Source organism: Sphingomonas bisphenolicum, from assembly GCF_024349785.1.
In the GTDB taxonomy this organism is placed as follows: Bacteria; Pseudomonadota; Alphaproteobacteria; order Sphingomonadales; family Sphingomonadaceae; genus Sphingobium; species Sphingobium bisphenolicum.
Genome location: NZ_AP018818.1, coordinates 798229 through 824226, shown reverse-complemented (window position 1 = coordinate 824226; position 25998 = coordinate 798229). Strand labels below are relative to the sequence as shown.

General features: G+C 65.6%; 26 protein-coding genes. 13 read left to right on the top strand and 13 right to left on the bottom strand.

Going from position 1 to position 25998, the window contains the following annotated elements; genetic code table 11:
• Positions 1 to 60: 60 nt before the first annotated feature.
• From SBA_RS22155 to SBA_RS22135, 5 genes are all read right to left on the bottom strand, one after another.
• The gene (locus tag SBA_RS22155) at positions 61 to 1083 is read right to left on the bottom strand and encodes a ParB/RepB/Spo0J family partition protein (RefSeq protein ID WP_261937048.1); all 1023 of its coding nucleotides are present in this window, start codon (positions 1081 to 1083) and stop codon (positions 61 to 63) included.
• The gene (locus SBA_RS22150) at positions 1080 to 2273 is read right to left on the bottom strand and encodes an AAA family ATPase (RefSeq protein ID WP_261937047.1); all 1194 of its coding nucleotides are present in this window, start codon (positions 2271 to 2273) and stop codon (positions 1080 to 1082) included. Before SBA_RS22150 ends, SBA_RS22155 begins: the two co-directional genes overlap by 4 nt.
• Positions 2274 to 2685: 412 nt before the next feature.
• A complete protein-coding gene (locus SBA_RS22145; protein ID WP_390902477.1) occupies positions 2686 to 4077 on the bottom strand; it encodes a carboxylesterase/lipase family protein in 1392 nt (463 codons plus the stop codon).
• Positions 4078 to 4094: 17 nt separating this feature from the next.
• Positions 4095 to 5144, bottom strand: coding sequence for an oxidoreductase (locus SBA_RS22140; RefSeq protein ID WP_261937046.1), 1050 nt, complete (start codon positions 5142 to 5144; stop codon positions 4095 to 4097).
• Positions 5141 to 5863: an arylesterase gene (locus SBA_RS22135; protein WP_261937045.1), complete on the bottom strand. Its 723-nt coding sequence runs from the start codon at positions 5861 to 5863 to the stop codon at positions 5141 to 5143. The genes SBA_RS22140 and SBA_RS22135 overlap by 4 nt, the downstream gene beginning before the upstream one ends.
• On the opposite strand from SBA_RS22135, the gene SBA_RS22130 reads away from it, so the two are divergent.
• The 3 genes from SBA_RS22130 (at position 5862) to SBA_RS22120 (ending at position 9922) form a co-directional block, all read left to right on the top strand.
• The gene (locus SBA_RS22130) at positions 5862 to 6563 is read left to right on the top strand and encodes an ABC transporter ATP-binding protein (protein WP_261937044.1); all 702 of its coding nucleotides are present in this window, start codon (positions 5862 to 5864) and stop codon (positions 6561 to 6563) included. The two genes, SBA_RS22135 and SBA_RS22130, sit on opposite strands and share 2 nt — an antisense overlap.
• Positions 6560 to 9082, top strand: coding sequence for an ABC transporter permease (locus tag SBA_RS22125; protein ID WP_261937043.1), 2523 nt, complete (start codon positions 6560 to 6562; stop codon positions 9080 to 9082). Before SBA_RS22130 ends, SBA_RS22125 begins: the two co-directional genes overlap by 4 nt.
• Before the next feature lie 114 nt (positions 9083 to 9196).
• Entirely contained in the window at positions 9197 to 9922 is a 726-nt protein-coding gene (locus SBA_RS22120) for a cupin domain-containing protein (RefSeq protein WP_261937042.1), read from the top strand.
• 56 nt (positions 9923 to 9978) lie between these two features.
• On the opposite strand, the gene copD is transcribed toward SBA_RS22120, so the two are convergent.
• A complete protein-coding gene (gene copD, locus SBA_RS22115) occupies positions 9979 to 10842 on the bottom strand; it encodes a copper homeostasis membrane protein CopD (protein ID WP_261937041.1) in 864 nt (287 codons plus the stop codon).
• Between the two features lie 6 nt (positions 10843 to 10848).
• Positions 10849 to 11223, bottom strand: a complete 375-nt coding sequence (gene copC, locus SBA_RS22110) for a copper homeostasis periplasmic binding protein CopC (RefSeq protein ID WP_224550898.1) — start codon at positions 11221 to 11223, stop codon at positions 10849 to 10851.
• 153 nt (positions 11224 to 11376) lie between these two features.
• Between copC and SBA_RS22105 the strand changes: the two genes are divergently transcribed.
• The 6 genes from SBA_RS22105 (at position 11377) to SBA_RS22080 (ending at position 16166) form a co-directional block, all read left to right on the top strand.
• Positions 11377 to 11640 carry a hypothetical protein gene (locus SBA_RS22105; RefSeq protein WP_224550897.1) on the top strand — a complete coding sequence of 88 codons (264 nt, stop codon included), beginning with the start codon at positions 11377 to 11379 and terminating at the stop codon, positions 11638 to 11640.
• On the top strand, positions 11637 to 12074 hold the full coding sequence (locus SBA_RS22100; RefSeq protein WP_066609119.1) for a periplasmic heavy metal sensor: 438 nt from the start codon (positions 11637 to 11639) through the stop codon (positions 12072 to 12074). Before SBA_RS22105 ends, SBA_RS22100 begins: the two co-directional genes overlap by 4 nt.
• Positions 12071 to 12634: an RNA polymerase sigma factor gene (locus tag SBA_RS22095; RefSeq protein WP_261937040.1), complete on the top strand. Its 564-nt coding sequence runs from the start codon at positions 12071 to 12073 to the stop codon at positions 12632 to 12634. Before SBA_RS22100 ends, SBA_RS22095 begins: the two co-directional genes overlap by 4 nt.
• 24 nt (positions 12635 to 12658) lie before the next feature.
• Positions 12659 to 14401: a copper resistance system multicopper oxidase gene (locus SBA_RS22090; protein ID WP_261937039.1), complete on the top strand. Its 1743-nt coding sequence runs from the start codon at positions 12659 to 12661 to the stop codon at positions 14399 to 14401.
• Positions 14398 to 15315 carry a copper resistance protein B gene (locus SBA_RS22085; RefSeq protein WP_261937038.1) on the top strand — a complete coding sequence of 306 codons (918 nt, stop codon included), beginning with the start codon at positions 14398 to 14400 and terminating at the stop codon, positions 15313 to 15315. Before SBA_RS22090 ends, SBA_RS22085 begins: the two co-directional genes overlap by 4 nt.
• A 137-nt stretch (positions 15316 to 15452) precedes the next feature.
• Positions 15453 to 16166 carry a copper resistance protein B gene (locus SBA_RS22080; protein ID WP_261937037.1) on the top strand — a complete coding sequence of 238 codons (714 nt, stop codon included), beginning with the start codon at positions 15453 to 15455 and terminating at the stop codon, positions 16164 to 16166.
• A gap of 41 nt (positions 16167 to 16207) precedes the next feature.
• Here SBA_RS22080 and SBA_RS22075 read toward each other — a convergent pair whose 3' ends face one another.
• The 6 genes from SBA_RS22075 to SBA_RS22050 form a co-directional block, all read right to left on the bottom strand.
• Positions 16208 to 17362, bottom strand: a complete 1155-nt coding sequence (locus tag SBA_RS22075; RefSeq protein WP_261937036.1) for a M20 aminoacylase family protein — start codon at positions 17360 to 17362, stop codon at positions 16208 to 16210.
• A 16-nt stretch (positions 17363 to 17378) separates the two neighbouring features.
• The gene (locus tag SBA_RS22070; RefSeq protein ID WP_066855158.1) at positions 17379 to 17873 is read right to left on the bottom strand and encodes an Lrp/AsnC family transcriptional regulator; all 495 of its coding nucleotides are present in this window, start codon (positions 17871 to 17873) and stop codon (positions 17379 to 17381) included.
• 21 nt (positions 17874 to 17894) lie between these two features.
• Positions 17895 to 19283, bottom strand: coding sequence for an aminotransferase class III-fold pyridoxal phosphate-dependent enzyme (locus SBA_RS22065; protein ID WP_261937035.1), 1389 nt, complete (start codon positions 19281 to 19283; stop codon positions 17895 to 17897).
• Positions 19284 to 19425: 142 nt separating this feature from the next.
• Entirely contained in the window at positions 19426 to 20505 is a 1080-nt protein-coding gene (locus tag SBA_RS22060; RefSeq protein WP_261937034.1) for a tartrate dehydrogenase, read from the bottom strand.
• An 84-nt stretch (positions 20506 to 20589) separates the two neighbouring features.
• The gene (locus SBA_RS22055) at positions 20590 to 22053 is read right to left on the bottom strand and encodes an NAD-dependent succinate-semialdehyde dehydrogenase (protein WP_261937033.1); all 1464 of its coding nucleotides are present in this window, start codon (positions 22051 to 22053) and stop codon (positions 20590 to 20592) included.
• On the bottom strand, positions 22050 to 22922 hold the full coding sequence (locus SBA_RS22050; protein WP_224550888.1) for a GNAT family N-acetyltransferase: 873 nt from the start codon (positions 22920 to 22922) through the stop codon (positions 22050 to 22052). The genes SBA_RS22055 and SBA_RS22050 overlap by 4 nt, the downstream gene beginning before the upstream one ends.
• 204 nt (positions 22923 to 23126) lie before the next feature.
• Between SBA_RS22050 and SBA_RS22045 the strand changes: the two genes are divergently transcribed.
• The 4 genes from SBA_RS22045 (at position 23127) to SBA_RS22030 (ending at position 25935) form a co-directional block, all read left to right on the top strand.
• A complete protein-coding gene (locus SBA_RS22045) occupies positions 23127 to 24599 on the top strand; it encodes an aldehyde dehydrogenase family protein (RefSeq protein ID WP_261937032.1) in 1473 nt (490 codons plus the stop codon).
• 65 nt (positions 24600 to 24664) lie between these two features.
• Positions 24665 to 24952 carry a CopG family ribbon-helix-helix protein gene (locus tag SBA_RS22040; RefSeq protein ID WP_261937031.1) on the top strand — a complete coding sequence of 96 codons (288 nt, stop codon included), beginning with the start codon at positions 24665 to 24667 and terminating at the stop codon, positions 24950 to 24952.
• Complete coding sequence (locus tag SBA_RS22035) at positions 24949 to 25146, top strand: type II toxin-antitoxin system RelE/ParE family toxin (RefSeq protein WP_261937030.1); 198 nt, start codon at positions 24949 to 24951, stop codon at positions 25144 to 25146. The genes SBA_RS22040 and SBA_RS22035 overlap by 4 nt, the downstream gene beginning before the upstream one ends.
• A gap of 37 nt (positions 25147 to 25183) precedes the next feature.
• Positions 25184 to 25935 (top strand): IS5 family transposase gene (locus SBA_RS22030; RefSeq protein WP_261935108.1). Its coding sequence is split into 2 segments (ribosomal slippage): positions 25184 to 25514 and positions 25514 to 25935, totalling 753 coding nucleotides; the frame shifts between segments, so codons are not numbered across the junction.
• The last annotated feature ends 63 nt before the right edge of the window (positions 25936 to 25998 follow it).

The following is a 25998-nucleotide window of genomic DNA, read 5'->3' as shown; positions in this document are numbered from 1 at the left end:
TTCTGAAATATAAAGATTATTCCTCTATTTTCAGCTTTTCGTCCGCTTATGGTCAGCTCGTCAGCGTCGTTTCGCATTGCGGATGCGCGCCGCGTCGATCACCGGACGCAACGCTTCCAATATCGCATCGGTCGACAGATCGGATGGCGTCAGCGACAACGTCAATATCTTCTGCTGATCCTTCACCACCTCGCCGATCGCCTTGCCATTGCCGGCCGCGATGGACGCCTTTTGCACGCGGCCCTTCACGGTCACGGCCTTGAGCAACCGTCCCATCACTTCGACGCCGCTGATCGGCTGCTCATCCCCCGATCGACGGAAGCTCTGCTCGGACGCGATCTGATCAGCCGCGGCCTCCAGCTTCGTCCGGCTTGCCGGATCGCGCAGCAGCGGCAGAAGCTTCTCGCCATATTTGGCCTGCAAATCCATCGGCGAATGGAAGGCGCTCACCAGGAAGGGCGGGATGTCCGTCAGCGCAATATAGCGCGATAGCTGCGACTTGGAGATTTTCAGCCGCTCGGCCATCCGCAACTGGACGCCGCCATAGAAGCGATCGACCGCCGCCTTATAATTCAGGCCACGTTCCAGGTCGGAAATATCCTCCCGCTCGCGATTTTCTATATCCGCGAGGCGGAAGGCCGCTTCATCGTCCAGATCCTCGATGATCGCGATCAAATCGATATCGGGATAATGATTGCTGTTGAGCCAGCTGATCGCCCAGTGCCGCCGCGTTCCCGTGACCAGCTCATAGGGCAGGGGGCCGTTGGGCGTGCGCCGCACCACCGCGGGAATACGGTTGCCGCCTTCCGCCAGAATCGAATCGATCAGGCTGCGCAGACGATGTTCGTCCAGCAGCGTGTAGTCGCGCGCATTGCCCGGCCAGATCGAACATTCCGCCGGCTTCAACCTTATGGTCGGCCGCTTCACGATCCGCGCCGCCTCACCGAAGGCTTCCAGCCGCTTGTTGGTGAAATTGACGCGCCCTGCCGCTGCCGCTGTGGCGTCCGCTTCGGTAGGAGCGAGCGGAGTCGGTTCATTGGCGACGGCGGCCAGCGCTTCGCTGATCAGGGACCGCCGGCTCATGCCGCCACACTCACGCCAGCGTCGGTGCCGGTCAGGCTGGTAGACGACCATTGCTGGCGAATCTGCTGTTCGACTTCACCGAACACGGCATCCAGATTGTCGCGACATCGCGTATAGGTCTGGTGCGAGGCCGACGGCTTGGATTCATAGATGGAGCGGAACGCCTGCGTCGCATTCTTGATTTCTTCCGACGCGAGGATCGGTTGTCCCAGCAGCAGCCCGGCATAAGTGGCCTGCATGATCCGCCACATGTCGTTCTCGCCAGGCTTGCTGGGGGAAAAGGTCGAACAGACCACGCGGATGAAGCCGTAATTGACCGGTGTGCCATTTTGCTCCAGGATTTCGATATTGTCCGCGATCGTGTCCATGAAATGGATGGTCGACAGATAATCGAGCTGGCGCGCCGGCACCGGGATCAGCAATCCGGTCGCGGCGGCCATAACGTTGAGGCCGAGGAAGCCCATGGCTGGCGGCGGATCGAGCAGGATGACGTCGAAATCCTTGGTCACGCTGGCGATGCCGATGCGCAGCGCCTGGAGACTCTCACGCACGGCCTGCCCGCCTTCGCGCAGAGTCGAGGTCAAATCCCATTCTGCATCCTGCAATCCCAGGCTGGACGGCACGATCTTGATCGTCGGCCAGGGCGTGTCGCGGATGGTTTCGGCGAAGTTGCTGAAGGTGCTGCGCGGGGACAGAAACGCGCCTAGCGTCTGGTCGTCGTCGATCAGCGTTTCGGGCTGGATGTCGAACATGGTTGTAGTCGATGCCTGCGGATCGCAGTCGATCACCAGCACGCGATAGCCATGCAGCGCGAGATAATCGGCCAGATGCTTGGTGATCGTGCTCTTGCCGACGCCGCCCTTGAAATTCTGCACCGCCAGCACGACCGCATCCTCGTCCGGCTGCTTGCCGACATGGATGCCCAGCGCTTCGCGGATCTGGGTCAGGTCTTCCAGCGTATAGAAGCGGCGGCCATTGGGCAGTTGCTTGGGCTGCGGCAGGCGCCCCTTGGCTTCCGCCTTGGCCAGGGCCTCCGGCGTGCGCCCGATCAGCTCCGCGGCCACAGTGGGGCCGAAGGTGATATCGAGGGTCTTGTGCGCATCGGGACGGAACACGATCGTCTTAATATGATCCCGCATTTGCTGGCAAGCGGTCGTGACGTTGCGCAGCGTGTTCACGGTAAACGACATGGCGCCCCTCATACCCGAATCATGACGATAAATTGGTTCGCGTTTTATGCGCTCAATTTCTCGTCAAAGTCAAACCCGGGAGAGAGTATGGCGAAGGAAGCGTCCTCCCTCTGCTGCGGTGCATCAAAAGACAACCATGGGCCATGCCGCAAGGGAAACGGATTGGAGCCAGCTGGCAGCCATCAAACCTCTAACCATAGGGTTGGCCTTGGGGTAACGCGGCTTTAGGGATTTTATTGAGGGATTAGAGGGGTTAGCCGCTCGGTTCGGATCAAAAAAGCCGTTAAATGATACGAGTCGGGGACAAGCCGTGCAATCCGATCACACGTTGATGACAGTCCGATAACACGCTGCAAGGATTCTGAAAGCACGATCAATTGGCTGTGATAGCACGTTGGCGTACGCCTCGATCTCAAGGATTCTTGACTGCCTTGGCGCTATCCTGCGCGCCGATATCCATCATCGCCGGCGTGTCGGGATCGTAACGACGCCAGCGCGGCAGACCGGCGCCATTGGGATCGCCCGTGCGGACGAAATTCACCAGATAGTGGCTGGCGATTCGCCCTATCCCCCGATCGGCCTCCGTCGTCGCGGTCCCATATTTTACCGCGACCGTATCGAAGAAATAGGGGATTTCGCTGGCATGGCCCGCGCCTTTCGTCTCCGCGTTCCGCAGCGCCTGTGCGACATAGGAAAAGCGGTAAGGATAGGTCGGCACGCCTTGTTGCGCGAACATCCGCGCCATCGTGCGGGCGCCCGCCACCATCGGCCCGGTCGGCCCGCCAATATCGTCGCTGGTTGCGCCGATCATCACCGGCACTTTGGCGAAGCGGCCCGCTCGATAGGCAGCCAGGCTGTCGACCGCGACCCGGCCGTCGGCGATCGGACTGCTATGGGTGCGCGGGCCGGGCGCAAACAGCGCGGCCAGATTCAGCCCGTCGACCACGGCATCTGCGGGAAGCGCCCGTAACTGCGCCAGCGCCTGCGGGTCGTCGGGCGCGATGCCCTTCTCCTGCCCGAACGCAGCGCCGATCGCTTCGGCCCCCGCCAGCGTGGCGTCGCCCATCGGCATCGGACCACCCGACTGGATCACCGCCTTGTGGAACAGCCCCTGCGCCATCGGCGACGTCAACAGCGCATGGACCGACATGCCGCCCGCGCTTTCGCCGATGATAGTGACATTGGCCGGGTCGCCGCCGAACGCCGCGATATTGTCCCGCACCCAGCGCAGCGCCGCGATCTGGTCCATATAGCCATAATTGGCCTGTCGTCCGCCATCTGCATCCGCTCTGGTCAGCGCGGGATGAGCGAAGGTGCCGAAGCGGCCGAGCCGATAGTTGAAGCTCACCACCATGATGCCCTGCCGCGCCAGCGCCGCCCCCGCATAGGTCGGCGGCGACGACCCGCCATTGACGAAGCCTCCGCCATAGATCCACACCATCACCGGCAGCTTGGCGCTCCGCCCCTGCGGCTTCCACAAATTCATAAAAAGGCAATCCTCCGCCGGTGGCGTGCCGAGCGGCGCGGCGTCGCTGGGGAAGGGGAGCTGCATACAGTCATGGCCATAGCGGCTGGCGTCGCGCACGCCCTGCCAGCGCTTGACCGGCTGGGGCGCACGCCAGCGCAGGTCGCCCACCGGCGGCGCAGCGAAGGGAATGCCCTTGAAGGCGACAACGCCCTCTTCGTTCACCCCGCGCAACGCGCCATCCGCGATGGCGACGACTGGCGCCATGTCCGACCGCGCGCTGGCGACAGGCGCCGTCAGGGCAGCGGCCAACAGCACGACTCGCAAGGGCAAAGCCATTTCTATTCTCCCGTCCTTCAGGGCAGCGGCAGCGTCACCACCCGTTCCGCGCGCGCCGACAACAACGCCGCCTCGATGACTTCCTGCACCGCCACTGCCTCGTCCAGCGAAATCGGCGGCGCGCTCCCAGTCGCCCATGACTCGGCCATCTGCCGATAAAATTGTTCCTGGCATCCCCTCGCCGCCGGACGCAGCGCCATCCCGCCGGCACCGTCATGCACTTCGACCGGATCGGTGTCGATGCCCCATCCGGCATCATCCGGCCGCATCCCGGCGATCAACTGCCCCTCCTGCGGATCGAGCCGCCGTTTGATCAGCGATCCCTTGTCCCCATGCACGGCGAAACGCGGACTGCCGCCGCCCGCGGCATCGGGCGCATGCAGGCTGGCGTGCAGGACGACCCGCATTCCGTCATAGCGCAACACCACTTGCGCCCAATCGTCCGCGACCGATCCAGGGCGCAGCGCCACGATGTCGGCGCTCACCGCCAGCGGACGCCCGAACAGCGCCAGCGCCTGATCGACCAGATGCGGCCCCAGGTCGAACCATACGCCCGATCCGGCCGACCCATCCTCGCGCCAGCGATCCCGCACCTCCGGCCGAAAACGGTCGAAATGGGATTCGCAATGCGTCACCCGCCCGATCGCGCCCTCTTCTATGGCGGCCCGGACGCTCAGATAGTCGCTGTCGAACCGGCGATTGTGAAACACCGCCAATTGCCGCCCGCTCGTCCGGGCCAGCGCCGCCAGCGCGCGCGCCTCGGCCAGCGACAGGGCGAAGGGCTTGTCCACCACCACATGCTTGCCCGCCCGCAGCGCATCCGCTGCAATCGCGGCATGTGTTGCACTCGGTGTAGCAACCACCACCGCTTGTATCGACGGGTCGGCCAGCAACGCGCCCGTCGTCGCCACGCAACGGATCGCCGGGTCGAGCGCCGCGACCTCTTCCGCCCGGCTGGTGACGATCGCCGCCAGTTCCAGCGCGGGCGCGGCGCGGATCAGGGGCACATGAAAGACGCGCCCCGCCATGCCATAGCCGATCAGGCCGACCCTGATCCGCTCCGTCACGATGGCAATGCCCCGGCAACCACCGGCGCCAGCTTGCCGACGATGACGGTTACGCCCTTGTCATTGGGGTGGATGCCGTCGGGCAGTTGCAGCGCCCGGTCGCCGATCACCCCGTCCAGCATGAAGGGATAAAGCGTCGCATCATATTTGCGCGCCAGATCGGGGAAAATGGGGTTGAATGCTGCGGCATAGTCCGGCCCCATATTGGGCGACGCCATCATGCCCGTCAGCAGCACCGGGATGCCGCGCTTCTTCAGTTCCGCCAGGATCGCGTCCAGATTGGTCCGCGTCTCGGCGGGAGCAAGCCCGCGCAGCATATCGTTGCCGCCCAGGCCGACCAGCACCAGGTCGGGCTGGCGCGGCAGGCCGTCGAGCGTGAAGGCCAGCCGCGTGAGGCCCGCCGCGGTCGTGTCGCCCGACACGCCGGCATTGACCACCCGCGCCTTCACCCCGCGCGCTTTGAGCGCCGCTTCCAGCACCGGGGCCAATCCCTTGCCCTGATCCAGATTATAGCCGGCATAAAGGCTGTCGCCGAACGCGACGATCAGCCGCTCATCGGCAGCCGGTGTCGCCGCGGCGGCGGCATTGGCGACCGGCTGGTCGTTACCCGCCGGGGGCGGGACTGGTGTTTTGTCCGAACAGGCCACCGCCAGTTGGACAAACAACGCCAACGCCCCATATTGCATCCACCTGCCCGCCAAGGAGCGCTCCTTCTTCATGCATTTGCCCATCGATCCCGCCACTATCGCGATCCGCGCGCAGGATGTCACCCTTTCGCTTGGAACGCGCGATGCGCCGGTGGCGATCCTCAAGGGTGTCGATCTCACCATCTTGCGCGGCGAAAGCCTGGCGATCCTGGGCGCATCAGGATCGGGCAAAAGCTCGCTGATGGCGGTGCTGTCGGGCCTCGAACGCGCCAGCGGCGGCAGCGTCAGCGTGGGCGGCGTCGATTTCGGTGCGCTGGACGAAGATGCGCTGGCCCGCGCCCGGCGCGGCCGCATCGGCATCATCCTGCAAAGCTTCCATCTGCTCCCCACCATGACGGCGCATGAAAATGTCGCCGTGCCGCTGGAACTGGCGGGCCATGCCGATGCCTTCGATCGCGCAGCCGACGAATTGCGCGCCGTGGGCCTCGGCCACCGGCTGGACCATTATCCCGCGCAACTGTCGGGCGGTGAGCAGCAGCGCGTCGCCATCGCCCGCGCCGTCGCGCCGCGCCCGACCCTGCTCTTCGCCGACGAGCCGACCGGCAATCTCGACGCCACCACCGGCGCGACGATCATGGACCTGTTGTTCGAACGGCAGCAGGCGGCGGGTGCGACCCTGGTCATCATCACCCATGATCCGGTGTTGGCGCAGCGCTGTGGCCGGATCGTAGAGATGCGCGATGGCCTCATCGCGTCGGATCGCGCCGCATGAACGCCATCGGCTGGGGCGCAAGCTGGCGCATCGCCCGGCGCGACCTGCACATCGGCTTTCGCGGCCTGCGGCTGCTCTTCCTCTGCCTGTTCCTGGGCGTCGCGACACTCGCCGCGATCGGCAGCCTGACTGCGGCGATCACGCAGGAATTGAGCGACCGGGGCCGCACTCTGCTGGGCGGTGACATCGAAATCGCCATGACCCAGCGCGAAGCCCGCCTTGGCGACAAGGAAGCCTTCCGCCAGCTTGGCACGCTCAGCGAAACCATCCGCCTGCGCGCCATGGCGCAGCGGGACGGGCAGGGGAGGGGGAACGCCCCGCCCGCCGTCCTGACTGAACTCAAGGGCGTCGATACCCTCTATCCTCTCTATGGCGCGCTCACCCTGCGCAATGCCACGTACCGCCCGCTCGATCCCGACCAGATCCTGATCGGCGACGCCTTGGCGGATCGGCTGGACGTCCGCCCCGGCGACCGGTTGCGCTATGGCACGGCCAGCTTCACGATAGCCGGCATCATTGCCGACGAACCCGATCGCCTCGGCGAAGGATTCACCCTCGGCCCCGTCGCCATCGCCTCGCTCGACGGCCTGCGCCGCACCGGCCTGATCCAGCCCGGCAGCCTCTATTCCGCCAAATATCGCATCCGCCTCGCCCCCCGTTTCGACGCCGCGACCGTGCGCGCCGACATGGAAAAGGCGCACGATGCCGACGGCTGGACCTTCAAGGACCGGGATCGCGCCGCGCCCGGCGCGAACCGCTTCATCGATCGGATGGGGCAGTTCCTGTCGCTGATCGGCCTCGCCGCGCTGGTCATCGCCGGCATCGGCGTCAGCAACGGCGTCGCCTCCTATCTCGCCGCCAAGCGCGGCGGTATCGCCACCTTGAAGGTGCTGGGCGCGACTTCGACCGACATCGGCCGCATCTACCGGATGCAGGTCGGCGCGGTGGCTGCGCTGGGCATCGTGACGGGCCTGATCGTCGGCGCGCTCTTGCCGCCGCTGATCGTCGCGCTGGCGGGCGACGTGCTGCCGGTCAGCCCCGGCTTCCGCCTCCATCCTGTGCCGCTACTGACCAGCGCCGCCTATGGCCTGCTCATCGCCTTCCTCTTCACCGTCCCGCCGCTCGGCCGCGCCCGCACCCAGCCGGCCGCCGCCATCTTCCGCGGCGCCGTCGAAATGCGCGGCGGCACCGATCGGCGCAGTCTTCTCGCCATGGCCGGAGCTGGCGTGCTGCTCGTCGCCCTCGCGCTACTGACCGCGCGCGAACCGCTCTTCTCCGCTGCCGTGCTGGGCGCCACCGCAGCCGTCCTGCTCCTGCTGCTGGGTCTTGGCTGGGCGGTGCGACGCCTCGCCCTTCTGGCACCGCGCCCGCGCCGTCCGCTGCTGCGGCTTGCCGTCGCCAATCTCCACCGCCCCGGCGCGCAGACCGCTGCGCTCATCGTCGCGCTCGGCCTCGCCCTCACCCTGTTTGTGACGCTGGCGGGCATCCAGACCAGCCTGGACAGCGAAATCCGTAATGTCGTGCCGGAAAAAGCGCCCAACCAGTTCATCCTCGACATTCCGTCGGCGCAGGTCGACCGCTTCCGTGCCATCGCCCTCGAACAGGCGCCCGAAGCGCAGCTCAACATCGTGCCATCGCTGCGTGGCACGATCGTCGCCTATCGCGGCCAGCGGGTCGCCGACCTCAAGGCATTGCCCGAAGGCGCCTGGTTCCTGCGCGGCGAACGCGGCGTCACCTACAGCACCGCCCTGCCGCAGGGTAGCGATCTGGTCGCCGGCCAATGGTGGCCGCGCGCCTATGCCGGCCCGCCGCTCGTCTCGCTCGATGAGGAAGCGGCGAAGGTCATGAATATCGGCATCGGTGACACGCTGACCGTCAGCATATTGGGGCGTGAGATCACGGCGCGTATCGCGTCGCTGCGCAAGGTCAACTGGGACACGATGGGCTTCAACTATGTCCTCGTCTTCTCGCCCAATGCGCTGGCCGCCGCGCCGCACAGCCTGACCGCGACGATCACCATGGACGCGCGCCACGACGGCGGCATGACCCGCGCGCTCCTGTCGGCCTTCCCCGGCATATCGGTGATCGCGGTCGGCGACGTCATCGATCAGGTCGGCACGATCATGACCCAGATGTCGCGCGCGATCGTCGCCGCCGCCTCGGTCGCGATCCTCGCGGGCATCGCCGTGCTGGTCGGCGCGATCGCCGCCTCGCGCCAGGCCCGCAGCTATGACAGCGTCATCCTGAAGACGCTGGGCGCGACCCGCTGGCAGATATTGGCGGGACAGGCGCTCGAATATGGCCTGCTCGCGTCGATGCTGGCGCTGGTTGCGCTGGCGCTCGGTACCACCGCGGCCTGGTTCGTGATCGTGCGCATCTTCGACTTCAGCTGGTCGCCCGACTGGCCGATAGTGCTGGCGACGCTGGGCGGCGGTGCGCTGCTGACATTGGGCATCGGCCTCGCTGGCGCGATCCCGCTCATGTCGGTTCGCCCCGCGCGCGCGCTGCGGCAGTTGTAGCGGCCGAACCCGCGGCAAACGGCAGGGCGCACGGCCGCGCGCCGCGCTCTTGGCGCATAGTGCCGCGCACACCGGATATCCTGCCGCCTTCTGACCCATCCAAGGAAGGCCGGCATGACCAGCACCGCAACCCAAACCCGCACCCGTTCCTTCATCGACCTGCGCGCCTGGGCGGCCGATACCGTCGCCGCCGTGACCTCGGGCGATCCTTTCCTGACCGCGCGTACCGACCTGTCGCTGGCGGAGGGACCGATCAGCGTGGGCCTCATCGCGTTGCCGCACGGGGCAGGCGAAGTGGCAAAGATGCCGGCCGAAGAATTCATCATCGTCGCATCGGGCGCGGTGCGTATCGAACAGGGTGACAAGACCATCGTTCTGGCCGAAGGCGACAGCCTCCTCCTACGCGACGGCGCGGCTTGCACCTGGACGGCCGACGCCGAGACGCGCCTGCTCTTCATGCGCCGCACCGGCGGCCCTGCTGGCGACGGCGCGATCATCCCGGTCGATATCGACGCGCCGCTCGAACCGTCGGGCGCGCCGCTCGCCGAACTGCTTGTCGGCCCGACACCCCAATGCCGCAACCATGGCGATTATAAATCGGAAGACGGCGAATTCATGGTCGGCACCTGGGATTCCACGCCCTATCATCGCCGCGCGATGTTCTACCCTCATTATGAACTCATGTATCTGCTCGATGGCAGCGTGACCTTTGTCGACGAAGACGGCGCGGAAGGCACGTTCGACAAGGGCGATATCTTCCTGGTGGAACAGGGCGCCAGTTGTAGCTGGAACAGCCAGGTCCATGTGAAGAAGGTCTATTGCATCTACCGCCCGGCCTGAGCAGCCTTAAGCGCCCGCTGTTCCCGCGGAGGCGGGAGCACGCGGTGCTATGGCGATCACCCCATCGGATCGAGCGTCCCCAGCCAGGCCACAAGTCCGATAATGGCGATGGCCGCGCTTGTTTCGATCAGCAGCGACAGCCGCAGATGCGCGATCGCGCGCTGCGGCGTCCCGCTCTCCAGCGCTGGCGTCAGGCGCCAGCGATTGACCGCCGCCAGCCCCAGCATCAGCGCGAACAGCGCCAGCTTCGCGCCCAGCAGCCATCCATAAAGGCTCCCGACCAGATCGGGCAACTGCGCCAGGCCGACGATCATCACGCCATTGATCGTACCGCTCACGACCAAGGTCGCGACGATCAGCGTCCCCATCAGGGCAAAGCGGGACAGCATGGCGGCCACGCGCGCCGTCTCGGCCGTGGTCGGCCGCAGCGTGAAAATGGCGTGCAGCAGCACCGCCAACGCCCCGATCCATCCCGCCGCCGCCCAGATATGCGCCACGTCGGCGACCCGATGGATCGTCCCCGCCATCGCCTCCGTCGCTCCGGCATGCCCGGTCCACGCCAGCGTAGCGGCCGCTACGGCTGCCGGGATCGCGGTCAAACGCGGGCGACTGGCGGCTGCGAACAACAACGCCAGCAGCAACGCACCACCGCGCACCGCCAGCACCGGCCCGATCGGCGTCATGGTCAGCAATATGACCGCCGTCGGCCAATCGGGGGACAGGATCGACACGCCGGTCATCGCCGCGACGCTGGCGAACAGCCATAGCGCAGACAGCGCCATACCGCCCAGGGCCAACGCCACCAACAGGCCGCCCCGCCCCGCCATGCCCATGACCCGCCAGAAGAGTGGCAGGCCCATGAGCAGGGCAAGGTCGAGCATCAGCGCAAGCCGCGCCCCGATCAAAACCCCCTCGATCATGACGGCTTACTTGACCTTGAAGCTGTAGCCGCCTTCCATCTTATGCTGGTCGGCGCCGACGATATGCCATTTCAGGTCATAGCTGCCGGCGGGCAGCGCGCGGGGGAAGGTCAGGGTCATGGTCTTGCCGTCGACCGCGGTCTTGAAACCCTTGATCGGCATCGCGGGATGGTCGCTCATGCCCGGCATCCCGGTCATCACGAGTTCCGCGCCGCTCATCGGCGCCAGGAAGGTTTCGGAAAAGGTCAGACTCAGCTTGGTCGGCTTGGCCACGGTCGCATTGGCCGCGGGGGTGGACGACACAAGCTTGCTGTGCGCGATCGCAACGCCCGGCAGGGTCAGGGCGAAAGCAGCGGCGGCGGTCAGGAACAGGCGGGTCATATCGGCATCTCCAACAAATGGGTGGGACAGGGGGTATCAGGGGGATTTACGCATGGACTTGCCGGACCCCTCGCCCCATGCGCATAATTTTTACGCCTCATGCCATGAGGGATGCACGTCCCCCGCGCGTATGCGGGAATGAGGATGGAGACGATGATGACCGATCTGGATCAGTTGCTGGGCACGGTGCGCGCGATGCCGACCGATGCGCGGCTTGCGGACATGGACGCCGCGGTGATGGGCGGGCTCGCCGAACGGCGCGACCGAATGACGGCGCGGCGCAGCCTGGCGCTCGCCGGCCTGCTCGCGATCGGCATCGGCTGGGCCGGCAGCATCCTGCCCGCTGCGCCGGCGCAGGCTGCGCCCATGCCGATCGGCATGTCCGACTATGCGCCGTCGCGCCTGCTCGGCCAGTGACCCTGCGCCGCTACGCGCTGGTAGCGCTGGTCGCCTTCGCCGCCGCGCTGGCGGCGGTGCTGGTCGCGCGCACCTGGCTCGCGCCGACGCCGCGGGTGGAAAGCGAAGTCCACGCCCTGCTGCACCAGCGGATGACGCTCGACGCCGCGCAGGAACAGCGCATTCACGCACTGGAAGCCGCGTTCGCCACCCGGCGCGAAGCACTGGAGGCGGAAATGCGCGCCGACAATGAGCGGCTCGCCGCCGCGATCGAGGGCGAACATGGCTATGGCCCCAAAGTGGCCGAAGCGGTCGACCGCTCGCATCATGTCATGGGGCAACTGCAAAAGGAAACGCTCCAGCACATCTTCGCGATGCGCGGCGTGCTGCGGCCCGATCAGGCGGCGCAATTCGACGCCGCCATCGTCAAGGCGCTGACCCAGCCCGCCCGGTGAGTGCGGCCGACTCCGAACCCGACGACCGGACGCTTGCTACCCGCGCGCTGGCGGGGCATCAGTCCGCCTATGGCGCGTTGATGGCGCGCCACCGCGACGCCGTCTGGCGCCTCGCTCGCGGCCATGTCGGCGATGGCGATGAGGCGCTCGACATCACGCAGGAAACCTTCGTCGCCGCTTTCGCCGCGCTCGCCCGCTATGATGGCGCTCGCCCGTTCCGCGTCTGGATCGCGCGCATCGCGCTCAACAAATGCCGCGACTGGGCGCGTCGCCGAACGGTGCGGCGCTTCTTCGCCTTCGCCAAACCGCTCGACGACGCGCTCGATATCGCCGCGCCCGACGCCACGCCGGAGGAAGCCGCCCATTCCCATCGCGAAGTCGCGCGCATCAACGCTGCCATCGCCGGCCTGCCCGCCAATCTCAGGGACGTCCTCCTCCTCCGCACGATCGAGCAGATGAGCCAGGCGGACGCGGCGCAGGTGCTGGGCGTCACGGAAAAGGCGGTCGAAACCCGCCTCTATCGCGCCCGCGCGAAACTGACCGAAATTTTGAGGGTTTAGCGCCCCGTCCGCGTATGACAGGGCATGACGACATCCATCGCCCTCGATCGCCGCACCCTTTTCAAAAGCGCCGCGGCGCTCAGCCTGGCGGGGGCTTTCCCCGCCTGGGCGCGCAGTGGCACGCCGGGCCTGCATCCCGCGCCCGGCATTTTGTCGGGCGACCGCATCGCGCTCACCGTGGGGGAAAGCCATTTCGGCACCGGCGGCCGCTCCGCCCATGCGATCACCATCAATGGCACCGTCCCCGCGCCGCTGATCCGTCTGAAGGAAGGGCAGCGCGTCCAGCTCGCGGTGACCAACACGCTCAAGGAAGACACGTCGATCCACTGGCACGGCCTGATCGTCCCCTTCCAGATGGACGGCGTTCCCGGCATCAGCTTCCCGGGCATCCGGCCGGGCGAAACCTTCACCTACGATTTCCCCATCCGTCAGTCGGGCACCTATTGGTATCACAGCCATTCGGGGATGCAGGAGGCGATGGGCCATTATGGGCCGATCGTCATCGACCCCGCCGGCCCCGATCCGGTGCAGGCGACGCGTGAACATGTGATCGTGCTGGCCGACTGGTCGCCGGTCCATCCGCATGTCCTGCTCAAACGCCTCAAGCAGATGGGCGGCTATCATAATTTTCAGCGCCAGACCCTCGCCGGTCTGCTCGCGGGCAAGGATCAAAACCTCAAGGACCGGATGGACTGGGGCAAGATGCGTATGGACCCCACCGACATTTCGGATGTCACCGGCTCCACCTACGGCTTCCTCATCAACGGTCACGGCACGCCGGAAAACTGGACCGGCCTGTTCACGCCGGGCGAGCGCGTTCGCCTGCGCATCGTCAACGCGTCTGCCATGACCAATTTCAACGTCCGTCTGCCTGGCCTGCCGATGACCGTGGTCCAGTGCGACGGCCAGCATGTCCAGCCGGTCGAAACCGACGAGTTCCAGATCGGCATCGCCGAAACCTATGACGTCATCGTCCAGCCGACCGAAGCGAAACCCTATGGCCTGATCGCCGAGGCGATCGACCGCTCCGGCCTGGTCCGCGCCACCCTCGCGCCGCAAATGGGCATGGTCGCGCCGATCCCCGCCCTGCGCAAACGCCCGCTGCTGACCATGAAGGACATGGGCATGGACATGGCGGGCATGGACATGGGGCAGGGGGGCGTGATCGACCTCAGCCAGCCCGCCAATGACAGCATGTCCGGCCACGCCATGAAGATGCTCGATCCCTCCGTCGCGCCCGATGTGCCGATGGGGCCGGGCGTCGCGACCCTTTCCGCCATGCCCGCCGATCGCACCGCCGACCGGCCGACGGGTCTGGAGGATGTCGATCATCGCGTCCTCACCTATGCGGACCTGCGCGCGCTGGAACCCAATCAGGACATCCGCACTCCCACCCGCACGCTCGACATCCACCTGACGGCGAACATGGAACGCTATATGTGGTCCTTCGACGGCGTTAAGCTGTCGGACGGGGCGGAGCCGATCGCCTTCCGCCATAATGAGCGGGTCCGCGTCACCCTCATCAACGACACGATGATGCCGCACCCCATCCACATCCACGGCCATTTCTTCCAGTTGCTGACCGGCGACGATCCGCTCCACAACCCGCGCAAGCATACGGTGAACGTCCTGCCCGGCGGCAAGGTCAGCTTCGATCTCACCGCCGATGCGCTGGGCGACTGGGCCTTCCACTGCCACATGCTGATGCACATGCACGCCGGGATGATGCGCGTCGTCACCGTCCGTCCCGCGGAGGACGCGGCATGAAGCACCTGATCGCCACCGCCCTGCTCGCCGGCATCGCAACGCCCGCGGTCGCCCAGGACCATAGCCAGATGGACCATAGCGCGCACCAGATGCCGCAGCCGGAAGCGGCACCTGCCGCCGCAGAACCCGCCGATCCGCACGCCGGCCACGCCATGCCCGCGTCCGATGATGCGATGCCCAAAGGCGTCGCGCCTCCGGTCCCCACCGATCACGCCGCCGATGCCCTCTACGATCCCGCCACCATGGCCCGCGCCCGCGCCGCCATGACGAAGGAAAATGGCGGCATGACCTTTTCCCAACTCATGATCGACCGCCTCGAATATCGCGCACAAAAGGGGGCGGACGGCTATCATTGGGAAGGCGAAGGCTGGATCGGCGGCGACATCAATCGCCTTGCCATCAAGTCGGAAGGGGAGGGCGAAGTCGGCGGCCGCCTGCACCAGGCCGAACTCCAGGCGCTCTACAGCCGCGCCATCGATCCCTGGTGGAATATCGTCGCAGGCGTGCGCCAGGATTTCCGCCCCCAACCGCAACGCACCTACGCCACTATCGGCATCGAAGGCCTCGCCCCCTATTGGTTCGAGTTGGAGGCGCAGGCTTTCCTGTCCGACAAGGGCGACGCCCATCTGCGGGTAGAGGGCAGCTATGACCAGCGCATCACCCAGCGCCTCGTCCTACAACCCGCCGCCGAAGTGAATATCGCCGCGCAAGACGTGCCGGAACTCGGCATCGGATCGGGCTTCTCGACCATCGAACTGGGCCTGCGCCTGCGCTATGAATTCGCCCGCGAATTTGCGCCCTATATCGGCGTCAACTGGGAACGCAGCCTCGGCGACACCGCCCGCTACGCCCGCGCGGCGGGGGAGGGGGCGTCCGCCACCAGCCTGGTCATGGGCATCCGCTTCTGGTTCTAATGCAAGTCATGTCGGCATAAGCTGCCGCATCCCGGCAATAATTTGTCATCAACGCGGCGACCGGCATCCCGCTTCGCGCAATCGCGCCGTGCCGCCCGTCTAGTCTCTGCCCGATACCGCAAAACGGATAAGGGTAGATGCTGCGTTCCGCCTGTCTGGGCTTGTCCTTCCTGAGCGCGCTGGTGATGGCGTCGCCGGCCGCCGCGCAGGCGGACGATACCAGCGCATGGGCGCTCAGCGGCGGCTTCGATCTCATCGAATTGCGCGCCGGCAAGGGCGACGATGTTTTCCTGTGGGATGGCACTTTCTCCCTCGGCAACGCCACCGACCAGTTGATGCTGGTGACGCAGGGCGGCGGGGCGCTCGGCAACCAGATCGACGAAGTGCAGGCCCGGCTTTTCTACGGCCGCACCATCGGCAATGCGACGCTGCTCGTGGGCGTGCGCAAGGATTTCACCCCCCATCCGCGCGACCTCCACGCCATCATCGGCGTACAGGGCAATGTCGGCACGCGCCTCAGTTGGGAAAGCTACGCTTTCCTGTCGGACAATGGCCGGCTGACCGGCGAGGGGCAGATCGTCTATCAACTGCCGATCACCGACAGCCTCTATCTGGAACCGCGCGTCGGCGTCGGCTGGTCGGCGCAGGGGGTAGCGGTGGATGCCGTGGAATCGGGCTTTACGGAGGGGGAGGGGACGCTGCGCCTGCGCTACCGCCTGACACCCAAGCTCAACATCTATACGGCGGTCGTCCATGAACGACTGCTCGCCGGCACCCGCCGCCTCGCTCGCGCTCAGGGCGATACGCTGCAATCGACCATGGCGGTGATCGGCTTTGGCTTCAGCTTGTAATGTCTACGGATGTTCCCGCCTGCGCGGGGGCACGCAGCGCTCTAGTCACCCAACGCCAAATGCCGCTCCGCCAGCGCGACATGCAGCCTGATACCCAGTTCCAACACGTCGTCATTGAAATCATAATGCGGATTATGCAGCGGTGCGGACCCCTCCACCTTCGCCTGACCAAGCCAGATATAGGCGCCCTTGCACGCCTGGAGCATGAAGGCGAAATCCTCCGAGGTGAAGGCCGGGTCGGGCGCCAGTTGCGCGACGCCCACCGTCGCTGCGGCGTCCAGCGCCTCCTGCGCGGCCTCCGCGTCGTTGATCGTCGCGGGATAGTAGCGCTGGTAATCGACCGTCGCCGTCAGTTCGCCCGCCAGCGCCACCCCCGCCACGATCTGTCGGATCGAATCCTCGATCCGATCCTGGACGGCCGGATCGAATGTGCGGACGGTGCCTGAAACCGTCACCAGTTCGGGGATCACATTATGCGTATGCCCGCCATGGATCTGTGTGATGGACAGCACGGCCGACGCCGTCGGCGCGATCCGGCGGGACACGATGGCGTTCAATTGCTGCACCAATGCTGCTGCAGCAAATATCGCGTCCGGCGTATCCTGCGGGATCGCGGCATGGCCGCCGCGCCCTTTCAGGCGAATCTCGAACTTGTCGGCCGCGCCCATGATCGGGCCGGGCCGCGTTGCGATCGTGCCGGCCGGCAGGTCGGGCCAATTGTGCAGCCCGAACACCCGGTCGCAGGGGAAACGCTCGAACAGCCCTTCATTGACCATCTCCCGCGCGCCGCCCTGGCCTTCCTCGGCCGGCTGGAAGAAGAAATTGACAGTGCCGTCGAAATGGCGGCTCCGCGCCAGATGCTGCGCGGCCCCCAGCAGCATCGCGACATGCCCGTCATGACCGCAGCCATGGAAGGTGCCGGGCGTCGTGCTGGCATAGGGCAGGTTGGTCTGTTCATGGATCGGCAAAGCGTCCATGTCCGCGCGCAGCCCGATATTGCGCGAAGACGTCCCGTTGCGCAGCACCCCGACCACGCCGGTCCGGCCGATCCCTTCATGCACCTCCAGCCCCAGCGCGCGCAGTTGCTCGGCTATCCGACCCGCGGTGCGATGCTCGCAGAAACCCAGTTCGGGATGGGCGTGAATGTCGCGCCGGAACGCGACGAGCGGTTCGATCAGGTCGGCAATGTCGGTCATGCTTGGAAACTTAGCCCTATCGTTGCTCGCCGAACAGATGCTGGATCGGATAATGATGTTTGATGAAGGGCGACTTGATGACGACATAGCTGAAATATTTCTCGATGCCGTAGTCGCTCTCCAGCATGCCCTCGATGATCGACTGATAATGCGCCACGCCGCGCGTCACGAATTTCAGCAGATAGTCATAGCCGCCGCTGACCAGATGGCACTCGACGATCTCGTCCAGCTTGCGGATGCGCGTCTCGAACCGGGAAAAGTCACCCGCGCGATGCTCGGTCAGCGTCACCTCGGTAAAGACGGTCAGATATTCGCCCAGCTTGTGCAGGTTGATATGCGCGCCATAGCCGGTGATATAGCCGGCCTTCTCCAGCCGCTTGACGCGGGTCAGGCAGGGGCTGGGGGACAGGCCGACCGCATCGGCCAGTTCGACATTGGTGATACGGCCTGATTGCTGAAGCTGCGTGAGGATCTTGAGGTCGATCCTGTCCAGTCTGGGTCCGCCCAACATATGCCTTGCTCCCCGTCTATCTTATCCCAGCGCCGCGCGAATATCCGCCTCTTCGAGCAGATCGTCCAGCGTCTTGGCGATGCGGGCGAATATCTCGTCCATCTCGCCGTCCGACGCGCACAGCGCAGGGGCCAGGCCGATGATATTGTCGGCGAAGGCGCGGAAGATGACGCCATTGTCATAGGCTTTGGCGAACAGCCGGTCGGCCAGTTTCAGGCCGGGATCGAACCGCGCCTTCGTCCCCTTGTCCGCCACTAGTTCGATCGCGCCCAGCAGGCCCCGTCCGCGCGTATCGCCGACCATCGGATGATCGACCAACCCCGCCATGCCCGCGTCGAAGCGCGCGGCGACCTTCTGCCCATTCGCCAATATGCCGCCATCTGTATAGAGGCGCAGCACTTCCAGCCCCACTGCCGCGCTCACCGGATGGCCCGAATAGGTCGCGCCATGGCCGATCGCGACCTCGGGTGCCGCGCCATTGGCGATGCCCTCATAGACCTTGCCCGACATCAGCAGCGCGCCCATCGGCACATAACCGGCGGTCAGCCCCTTGGCCAAAGTCATGAGGTCCGGCGTCACCCCCTCCGCTTCGCACGCGAACATCGGCCCGGTGCGGCCGAAGCCGGTGATGACCTCGTCCGTGACGAAGAGAATGTCGAGCTGCGTACAGGTCTCGCGCATCGCCTTGAGCCAGCCGACCGGCGGCACGATCACGCCGCCCGATCCCTGGATCGGCTCGCAGAAGAAGGCGGCGACCTTGTCCGCGCCCAGCGCTGCGACCTTGTCCTTCAACTCCTGCACCGACCGCGCGATGATCGCGGCATCGTCGCCTTCCAAATCGCTGCGATAGGGGTAGGGCGACGCGATATGATGCTGCCAGCGCAGCGGCAGGTCGAAACCGCGGTGGAAATTGGCCAGCGCCGTCAGCCCCGCGCCGGTGCTGCTCGACCCGTGATAGCCGCGCTCCAGCGCGATGCACTGCTTCTTCTCCGGCTTGCCGATCGCGTTGTAATAATGGGTGATGTACCGGATCGCGCTATCCACCGCGTCCGACCCGCCCAAAGTGAAATAGACATGGTCCAGGCCCTCGGGACTGAGGTCCACCAGCTTCTGCGCCAGCCGCACCGCCGGCTCGCTGCCGAAATGGAAATAGCCCGTCGCATAGGGCAGCCGGCGCATCTGCTCGGCCGCCACCTCGGCGATGCTGTCCTGGCCATAGCCGACATTGACGCACCACAGGCCGGCAAAGGCGTCGAGTAGCTCCTTGCCTTCCAAATCCTTCAGCCACATCCCCTTGCCGCTTTCCAGCAGCAGCGCGCCATGCGCTTCATGCCCGCGGAAGGAAGTGACCGGATGGATCAGATGGTCGCGGTCGATGTCCAGAAGGGACCGATTGGAATGCAGCGTCATCTTAGGGGCTCGCCATTGTGGTTCTGAAGTTCAGCCTATCCTTATGCGGCAGGGCGAAAGCCCGATATGGGGCGAATAGGCACCCTCGCCCGCTTTAAACGGGAACCGACGCAGCATATTCTGCCGCGTCCGTTCGCAGCGGTCAGGCCAGCGCGTCGGCGACAGCCCTGCCGCACTGCTCGGTATTCGCCTTGCCCTTCAGGTCGCCGGTGCGCAGGCCCGGCTCGGCCAGCACCGTCTCGACTGCGCGCATGATCGCGGCGGCGGCGTCCGCCTCGCCCAGATGCTCCAGCATCATCGCCGCCGACCAGATTTGCCCGACCGGATTGGCGATCCCCTTGCCGGCGATGTCGGGCGCGGAGCCGTGGACCGGCTCGAACAGCGAGGGCGCGGTGCGGTCCGGATTGATATTGCCCGACGGCGCCACCCCGATCGTGCCGGTGCAGGCCGGGCCAAGGTCGGACAAGATGTCGCCGAACAGGTTGGAGGCCACCACCACGTCGAAGCGGTCCGGGTTCAGCACGAACTGCGCGGTCAAAATATCGATATGATATTTGTCATGGGTGACGGTCGGATAGTGTTTCGCCATCTCCTCCACCCGCTCGTCCCACCAGGGCATGGTGATGGCGATGCCGTTGGACTTGGTCGCCGACGTGACATGCTTGCGATCCCGCGTCGCCGCCAGTTCGAAGGCGTAGCGCAGCACCCGGTCGGTGCCGTGCCGGGTCATCACCGTCTCCTGGATCACGATCTCCCGGTCGGTGCCGGGAAACATCTTGCCGCCGACCGAGCTATATTCGCCCTCGGTATTTTCGCGCACGACCCAGAAATCGATGTCGCCCGGCTCGCGCCCGGCCAGCGGGCAGGGGACGCCAGGCATCAGTCGAACGGGGCGCAAATTGACATATTGATCATATTCGCGCCGGAACTGGAGCAGCGATCCCCAGAGCGAGATATGATCCGGCACCGTATCGGGCCAGCCGACCGCGCCGAAGAAGATCGCGTCAGGATTGCCGATCTGCGCCTTCCAGTCGTCGGGCATCATCTGGCCGTGCTTGGCATAATAGTCGCAGCAGGCGAAATCCTGCCATTTCTGTTCGATCGAAAAGCCATAGAGGCTTGCCGCACGTTCCAGCACGCGGATGCCCTCGGGCATGACTTCCTTGCCGATCCCGTCGCCGGGAATGACGGAGATGGCATAGTTGCGATTGATGGCGGACATAATCACTCCGTTCGCCCTGTTCAAACGAGCCACTTGTCCCGTTTGAATGTCGAAGGGCGCTTTGTATGATGAATTGGGCGGGGCTTAGAGTTTAAGCCCCGCAATATGGAACGCCTTGGTTTCCAGATATTCCTCGATCCCCGCATGCGCGCCTTCGCGGCCCAGGCCCGACATCTTGACCCCGCCGAACGGCGCGACCTCCATGGCGATTGCCCCGCTGTTGAGCGCGACCATCCCGGCCTCCAGCCGCTCCGCCACGCGGAAGGCGCGATGCAGATTTTCGGTGTAGAAATAGGCGGCCAGGCCATAGCTGGTGGCGTTGGCCAGCTCCATCCCTTCCTCCTCATGGGTGAAGCGGAACAGCGGTGCGACCGGCCCGAACGTCTCTTCCTGCGCCAGCCGCATGTCCCGCGTCGCCCCGGTCAGGATGACCGGCGTCGCAAACCGGGCACCCGTCGCATCATTGGCTGCCTGCGCGAACAAAGTCGCACCATGCGACAACGCATCCTCGACATGCGCCTGCACCTTCTCGACGGCGGCGACGTTGATCAGCGGGCCGATCGTGCTGCCTGCCATGTCGCCCGGCGCGACCTTTAGCGCGGACACCGCCCTGGCCAGCTTCTCGGCGAACTGGTCGTAGACCCCGTCCTGCACCAATATGCGGTTCGCGCATACGCAGGTCTGGCCTGCATTGCGGAATTTGCTGACCATCGCACTGGCGACGGCGATGTCCACATCGGCATCGTCGAACACGATCAACGGGGCATTGCCACCCAGCTCGAAGCTCACCCGCTTGATCGTGTCGGCGCATTGCCGCATCAGCAGCGACCCCACCCGCGTCGATCCGGTGAAGGACAATTTGCGCACCACCGGACTGGCGGTCAGCGCCCCGCCGATCGCCGTCGGCAGGCCGGTGACGATATTGAACACACCCGCCGGGATGCCGGCTTCCTCCGCCAGCTTCGCCAGCGCCAGCGCGGTGAAGGGGGTCAGCTCCGATGGCTTGACCACCACCGGGCAACCGGCCGCCAAAGCCGGCGCGCATTTGCGGGTAATCATCGCGGCGGGAAAATTCCACGGCGTGATCGCCGCCGATACCCCCACCGGCTCCTTCATGACCAATATGCGGCGATTGGCCTCCGGCGCGGGCACGATGCCGCCATCGACGCGGCGGCCTTCTTCCGCGAACCATTTGATGAAGCTCGCGGCATAGCGAATCTCGCCCTCGGCCTCCGCGATCGGCTTGCCCTGTTCGGCCGTCATGATCCGGCCGAGGTCGGTGACATTGGCCAGCACCAGCGCGTGCCAGCGCTCCAGCATAGCGGCGCGATCGCCTGCCGTCCGCGCCTTCCATGCCGGGAAAGCCGCCTCGGCCGCGGCGATGGCGGCCAGCGTATCGGCCTCGCTACAATCAGGCACGGCGCCGATGATCGCGCCGGTCGCGGGATTGTCGACCGGCAGGGTCGCGCCGGACGTCGCGTCGACCCATGCCCCGCCGATGAAGGCGCGTTCGATGAAAAGGGCGGGATTGTCGAGGGTAAGGGTCATCCGAGCGCCTGCGTGGTGAGAGAGAAGGTCGTGACCGAAGGATCGATCACCGGTTGCGGGCCGCGCACCATGCGCACCACCCGGCCGACGCAGGGCAGGCCCAGCTCGTCGAGCCAGCCGCCAAGCCCGCTTTCTTCCGGCACGTCCAGCCGGCAGAACATGCCCGCATTCGATCCCAGCCAGTGCGAGATCAGCGCCTTCGCCCCGCCGCTATCGGGCGCGACGGTCGGCCCGACGACATAGCCCCGGCCGAAGCGCCGGAACAGGGCGAAGCCCACCGGCTCGTTACAGCGGGTGAGCACCACGCCCTGCGCGCCGGGCACCAGCGCATCGAGCAACGCGTCGCGGTCCATGCCGGTCGCGCGGCGCGCCAGGTCGTGCAGCGTCGCCATATCCTTGGCGCCCAGCGGGCGCACCCGCTCGTCGGGGATCAGTTCGGCCATCGGCACGGCAAAGGCGGCGCCCTGATGCTGGAACACCGGGCCGATGGTTGCGAACCCCAGCTTGCGATAAAGCGGCGCGCCTTCATCGGTGGCGTTGAGCAGCACTGTGCGCGTGCCCAGATCGCCCAGCACCGCTTCCATCAACCGGCGGCCCAGCCCCATGCCCTGCGCCTGCGGGGACACGATCACCATGCCCAGCGTCGCGGCATCCTCGCCATAGAGCCAGGCCATGGCGGTGCCGATCACTTCCCGTTGACCCTCTGGGCCATCGCGCTCGACGACATAACCGAAACCCAGGCCGAACAGCATCTCCCAATCCTCGATGCGGTGGGGCCATTTCTGTTCGCTCGATAGGGTATGGGCGGCGGCCAGATCCTCGACGGTCATCCGCCGCAGGTCCACCATCGCCTCTATGCCTGTCGCCATGCGTCTTGCTCCTTGGCGGGAAAGGGACGCCCGCCTGCCTCTGTTCGGAATCAATGGCCGGACATTAAGCGCGCGCTTCAAGCATTGGCTGCCGCCTTCGCGCTGATTTTGGAAGATTATCGCGCACATTTTCCCGCGCAACTGCAACAAATGCCGTCACGCCCGCCTATTTTACAAGAATGTCCGTATGAAGGAGATTATGCCGTGGCCGGTTTCAACCCCGATCAGATCAGCCTGCCCCATGCGCATAATTTCATCGGCGGGCGCCGGGTTGCAGGTCACGGGCCGGCCCTCATCGTGCGGCGACCGTCCGACGGCCGGATACAGGCCGAATTGGACAGCGTCGATGCGGACCAACTGGTCGAAGCGGTCGACAGCGCGCAGCGCGCCTACAAGACCAGCGGCTGGGCGCAGACCGATCCGCGCGGCCGGATGAAGGTGATGCGTCGCTGGGCCGACCTGATCGAGGCCGACGCCGCGACGCTCGCCCCGCTCGAAGCCTTGGGGTCCACCCGGATGCTCAAGGAAATCACCGCCTGGGATTTGAGCTACACCGCCGAAACCATCCGCTTCTTCGCCGAATGGGCGGACAAGGTCGGCGGCGAAGTCGCGTCCACCACGCCTGACAAGCTGGGCCTCACCATCACCGAACCCTATGGCGTCGTCGCCGCGATCGCGCCGTGGAACCTTCCGCTGGTGATGGCGGCGTGGAAGATTGCGCCTGCCATCGCTGCGGGCAACAGCATCGTCCTCAAGCCGTCGGAAATGACGCCCTTCAGCATCGTGCGCCTCGCCGAACTGGCGATCGAGGCGGGGCTGCCCGCGGGCATCTTCAACATCGTGCAGGGCGACGGCCGCTCGGTTGGCGATCCATTGGTGCGCCGCCCCGAAGTGGCGAAGGTCACCTTCACCGGCTCCACCCGCACCGGCGCCGCCATCATGGCCGCCTGCGCGGAAACCGGGCCGAAGCCGGTCACGCTGGAACTGGGCGGCAAAAGCCCGCAGATCATCTTCGCCGATGCAGAATTGGACAAGGCGTCAGCCATCGTCGCCCGCGCCATCACCCTCAATGCGGGTCAGGTCTGCGTCGCCGGATCGCGCCTGCTGGTGCAGGACAAGGTCGCGGACCAGGTGATCGATCGCCTCGTCGCCGCCTTCGCCGCGCACCGGGCCGGCCCGACCTGGGCCGCCGACAGCACGCTGGGGCCGATCATATCCGAAGGCCAGCTCGACCGCATGGCCGCTATCGTCGGCCGCGCTGTCGCGGCAGGGGCGGAAGCGCTCACCGGCGGCGGCCGTGCAGCCGCGTCGGAGGAGGGCAGCTATTTCGCGCCGACCCTGCTCGCCAATGTCGACCAGAAGAGCGAGGTCGTGCAGGGCGAAATCTTCGGCCCGGTCCTCACCGTCCAGACCTTCGCGGACGAAGAGGAAGCCTATGCGCTGGCAAACGACAGCGACTATGGCCTGGCCGCCGGCGTCCATACCGGCGACATTGGCCGCGCCCTGCGCGCCACCCGTTCGCTGGAAGCCGGCACCATCTGGGTCAACCGCTACGGTCGCAGCAACGACTTCATCCTGCCCACCGGCGGCTACAAGCAATCGGGCATCGGCAAGGATCTCGGCCGCGAAGCCTATATGGCGAACCTCAAGACCAAGGTCGCGCTGATCGAATTCTGATATTGGGCGGGCCGGCTCCATGTATTACAATGCACTGCATATGCAACACATGGAGCCGGCCCGCCATGAATGAGGCGACCTTCACCTTTCGCGTGGATCAGGAACTCAAGGGCCGCTTCGCCCGCGCGGCCAAGGCGCAGGATCGCACCGGCGCGCAATTGTTGCGCGATTTCATGCGCGATGTCGTACTGCGCGAGGAACAGGCCGAAAGCCATGACGCCTGGTTCCGTCGTCAGGTCGACGCCGGACGCGCATCCGCGCAGGCAGGCTACCTGATCGCCGGCGATGAAGTCGAGACGCATTTCGCCGCACGACGTGCCGCCACGCTGCGGACATCAGACGGCGAGCGATGAGGCTGCGCTGGACGGCCGATGCCGTCAGGGATCGTGACGCCATTTACGACTATGTCGAAGCGCGCAGCCCGCGCGCGGCGATCAGGCTCGACACGATCTTTTCGCAAAAAGCAGCCGACCTGTCCCGGCTCCCTGCCATGGGCCGGCCTGGCCGGGTGCCGGGAACGCGCGAACTAAGGGCTGTGGGGATTTAGGATTCCCCTTTTGCTGGAGTTGTGATTCACACTCTGGATGGATCGCTTTGTACTGACGGACGCCCAATGGGCGCAGATGGAACCGCACTGTCTGGGCAAGATCACCGACCCCGGACGCAGCGGCAGAAACAACCGGCTGTTCGTGGAGGCAGTGCTGTGGATTGTCCGCACTGGAAGTCCATGGCGCGACCTACCGGCGATGTTCGGCAATTGGAGCACGGCATTCCGCCGATTTCGCGATTGGCGGGAAGCCGATGTTTTCAAGCGGATTTTCGATGCTCTGTCGGATGAACCCGACATGGAATACGCCATGATCGATGCCACCATCGTCAAGGTTCACCGGCACGGCCAGGGCGCAAAAGGGGGACTCAGAGCCAGGCCATTGGTCGTTCCAAAGGAGGCATGACGACCAAGATCCTGGCTTTGACCGATGCGCTGGGCAACCTTGTCCGCTTCCGCTTGATGCCCGGCCACCGCTTCGACACGGTTGGCGTTGCTCCACTCATCGACGGCATCAAGTTCGGCGCACTGCTCGCTGACAAGGCTTTCGACAGCAACGATATCGTCGCCGATCTCAACGAGCGGGGTGCAAAAATCGTCATCTCGCAGCACCCGCGACGCGCCAGACCCATCCCGCTCGACGCCGAAATGTACAAGTGGCGCCACCTCATCGAAAACTTCTTCTGCAAACTCAAGGAATTCAAGCGTATCGCCATGCGCGCCTGCAAAACCGATCGCAGCTTCGAGGCCATGATCCACCTCGCTGCAGCCGTCATCAATTCCCGGTGAATCCCCACAAGCCTTAATCGCGCATCGCAACTATATTCTGGTCTATGACCTGACCGATACGGA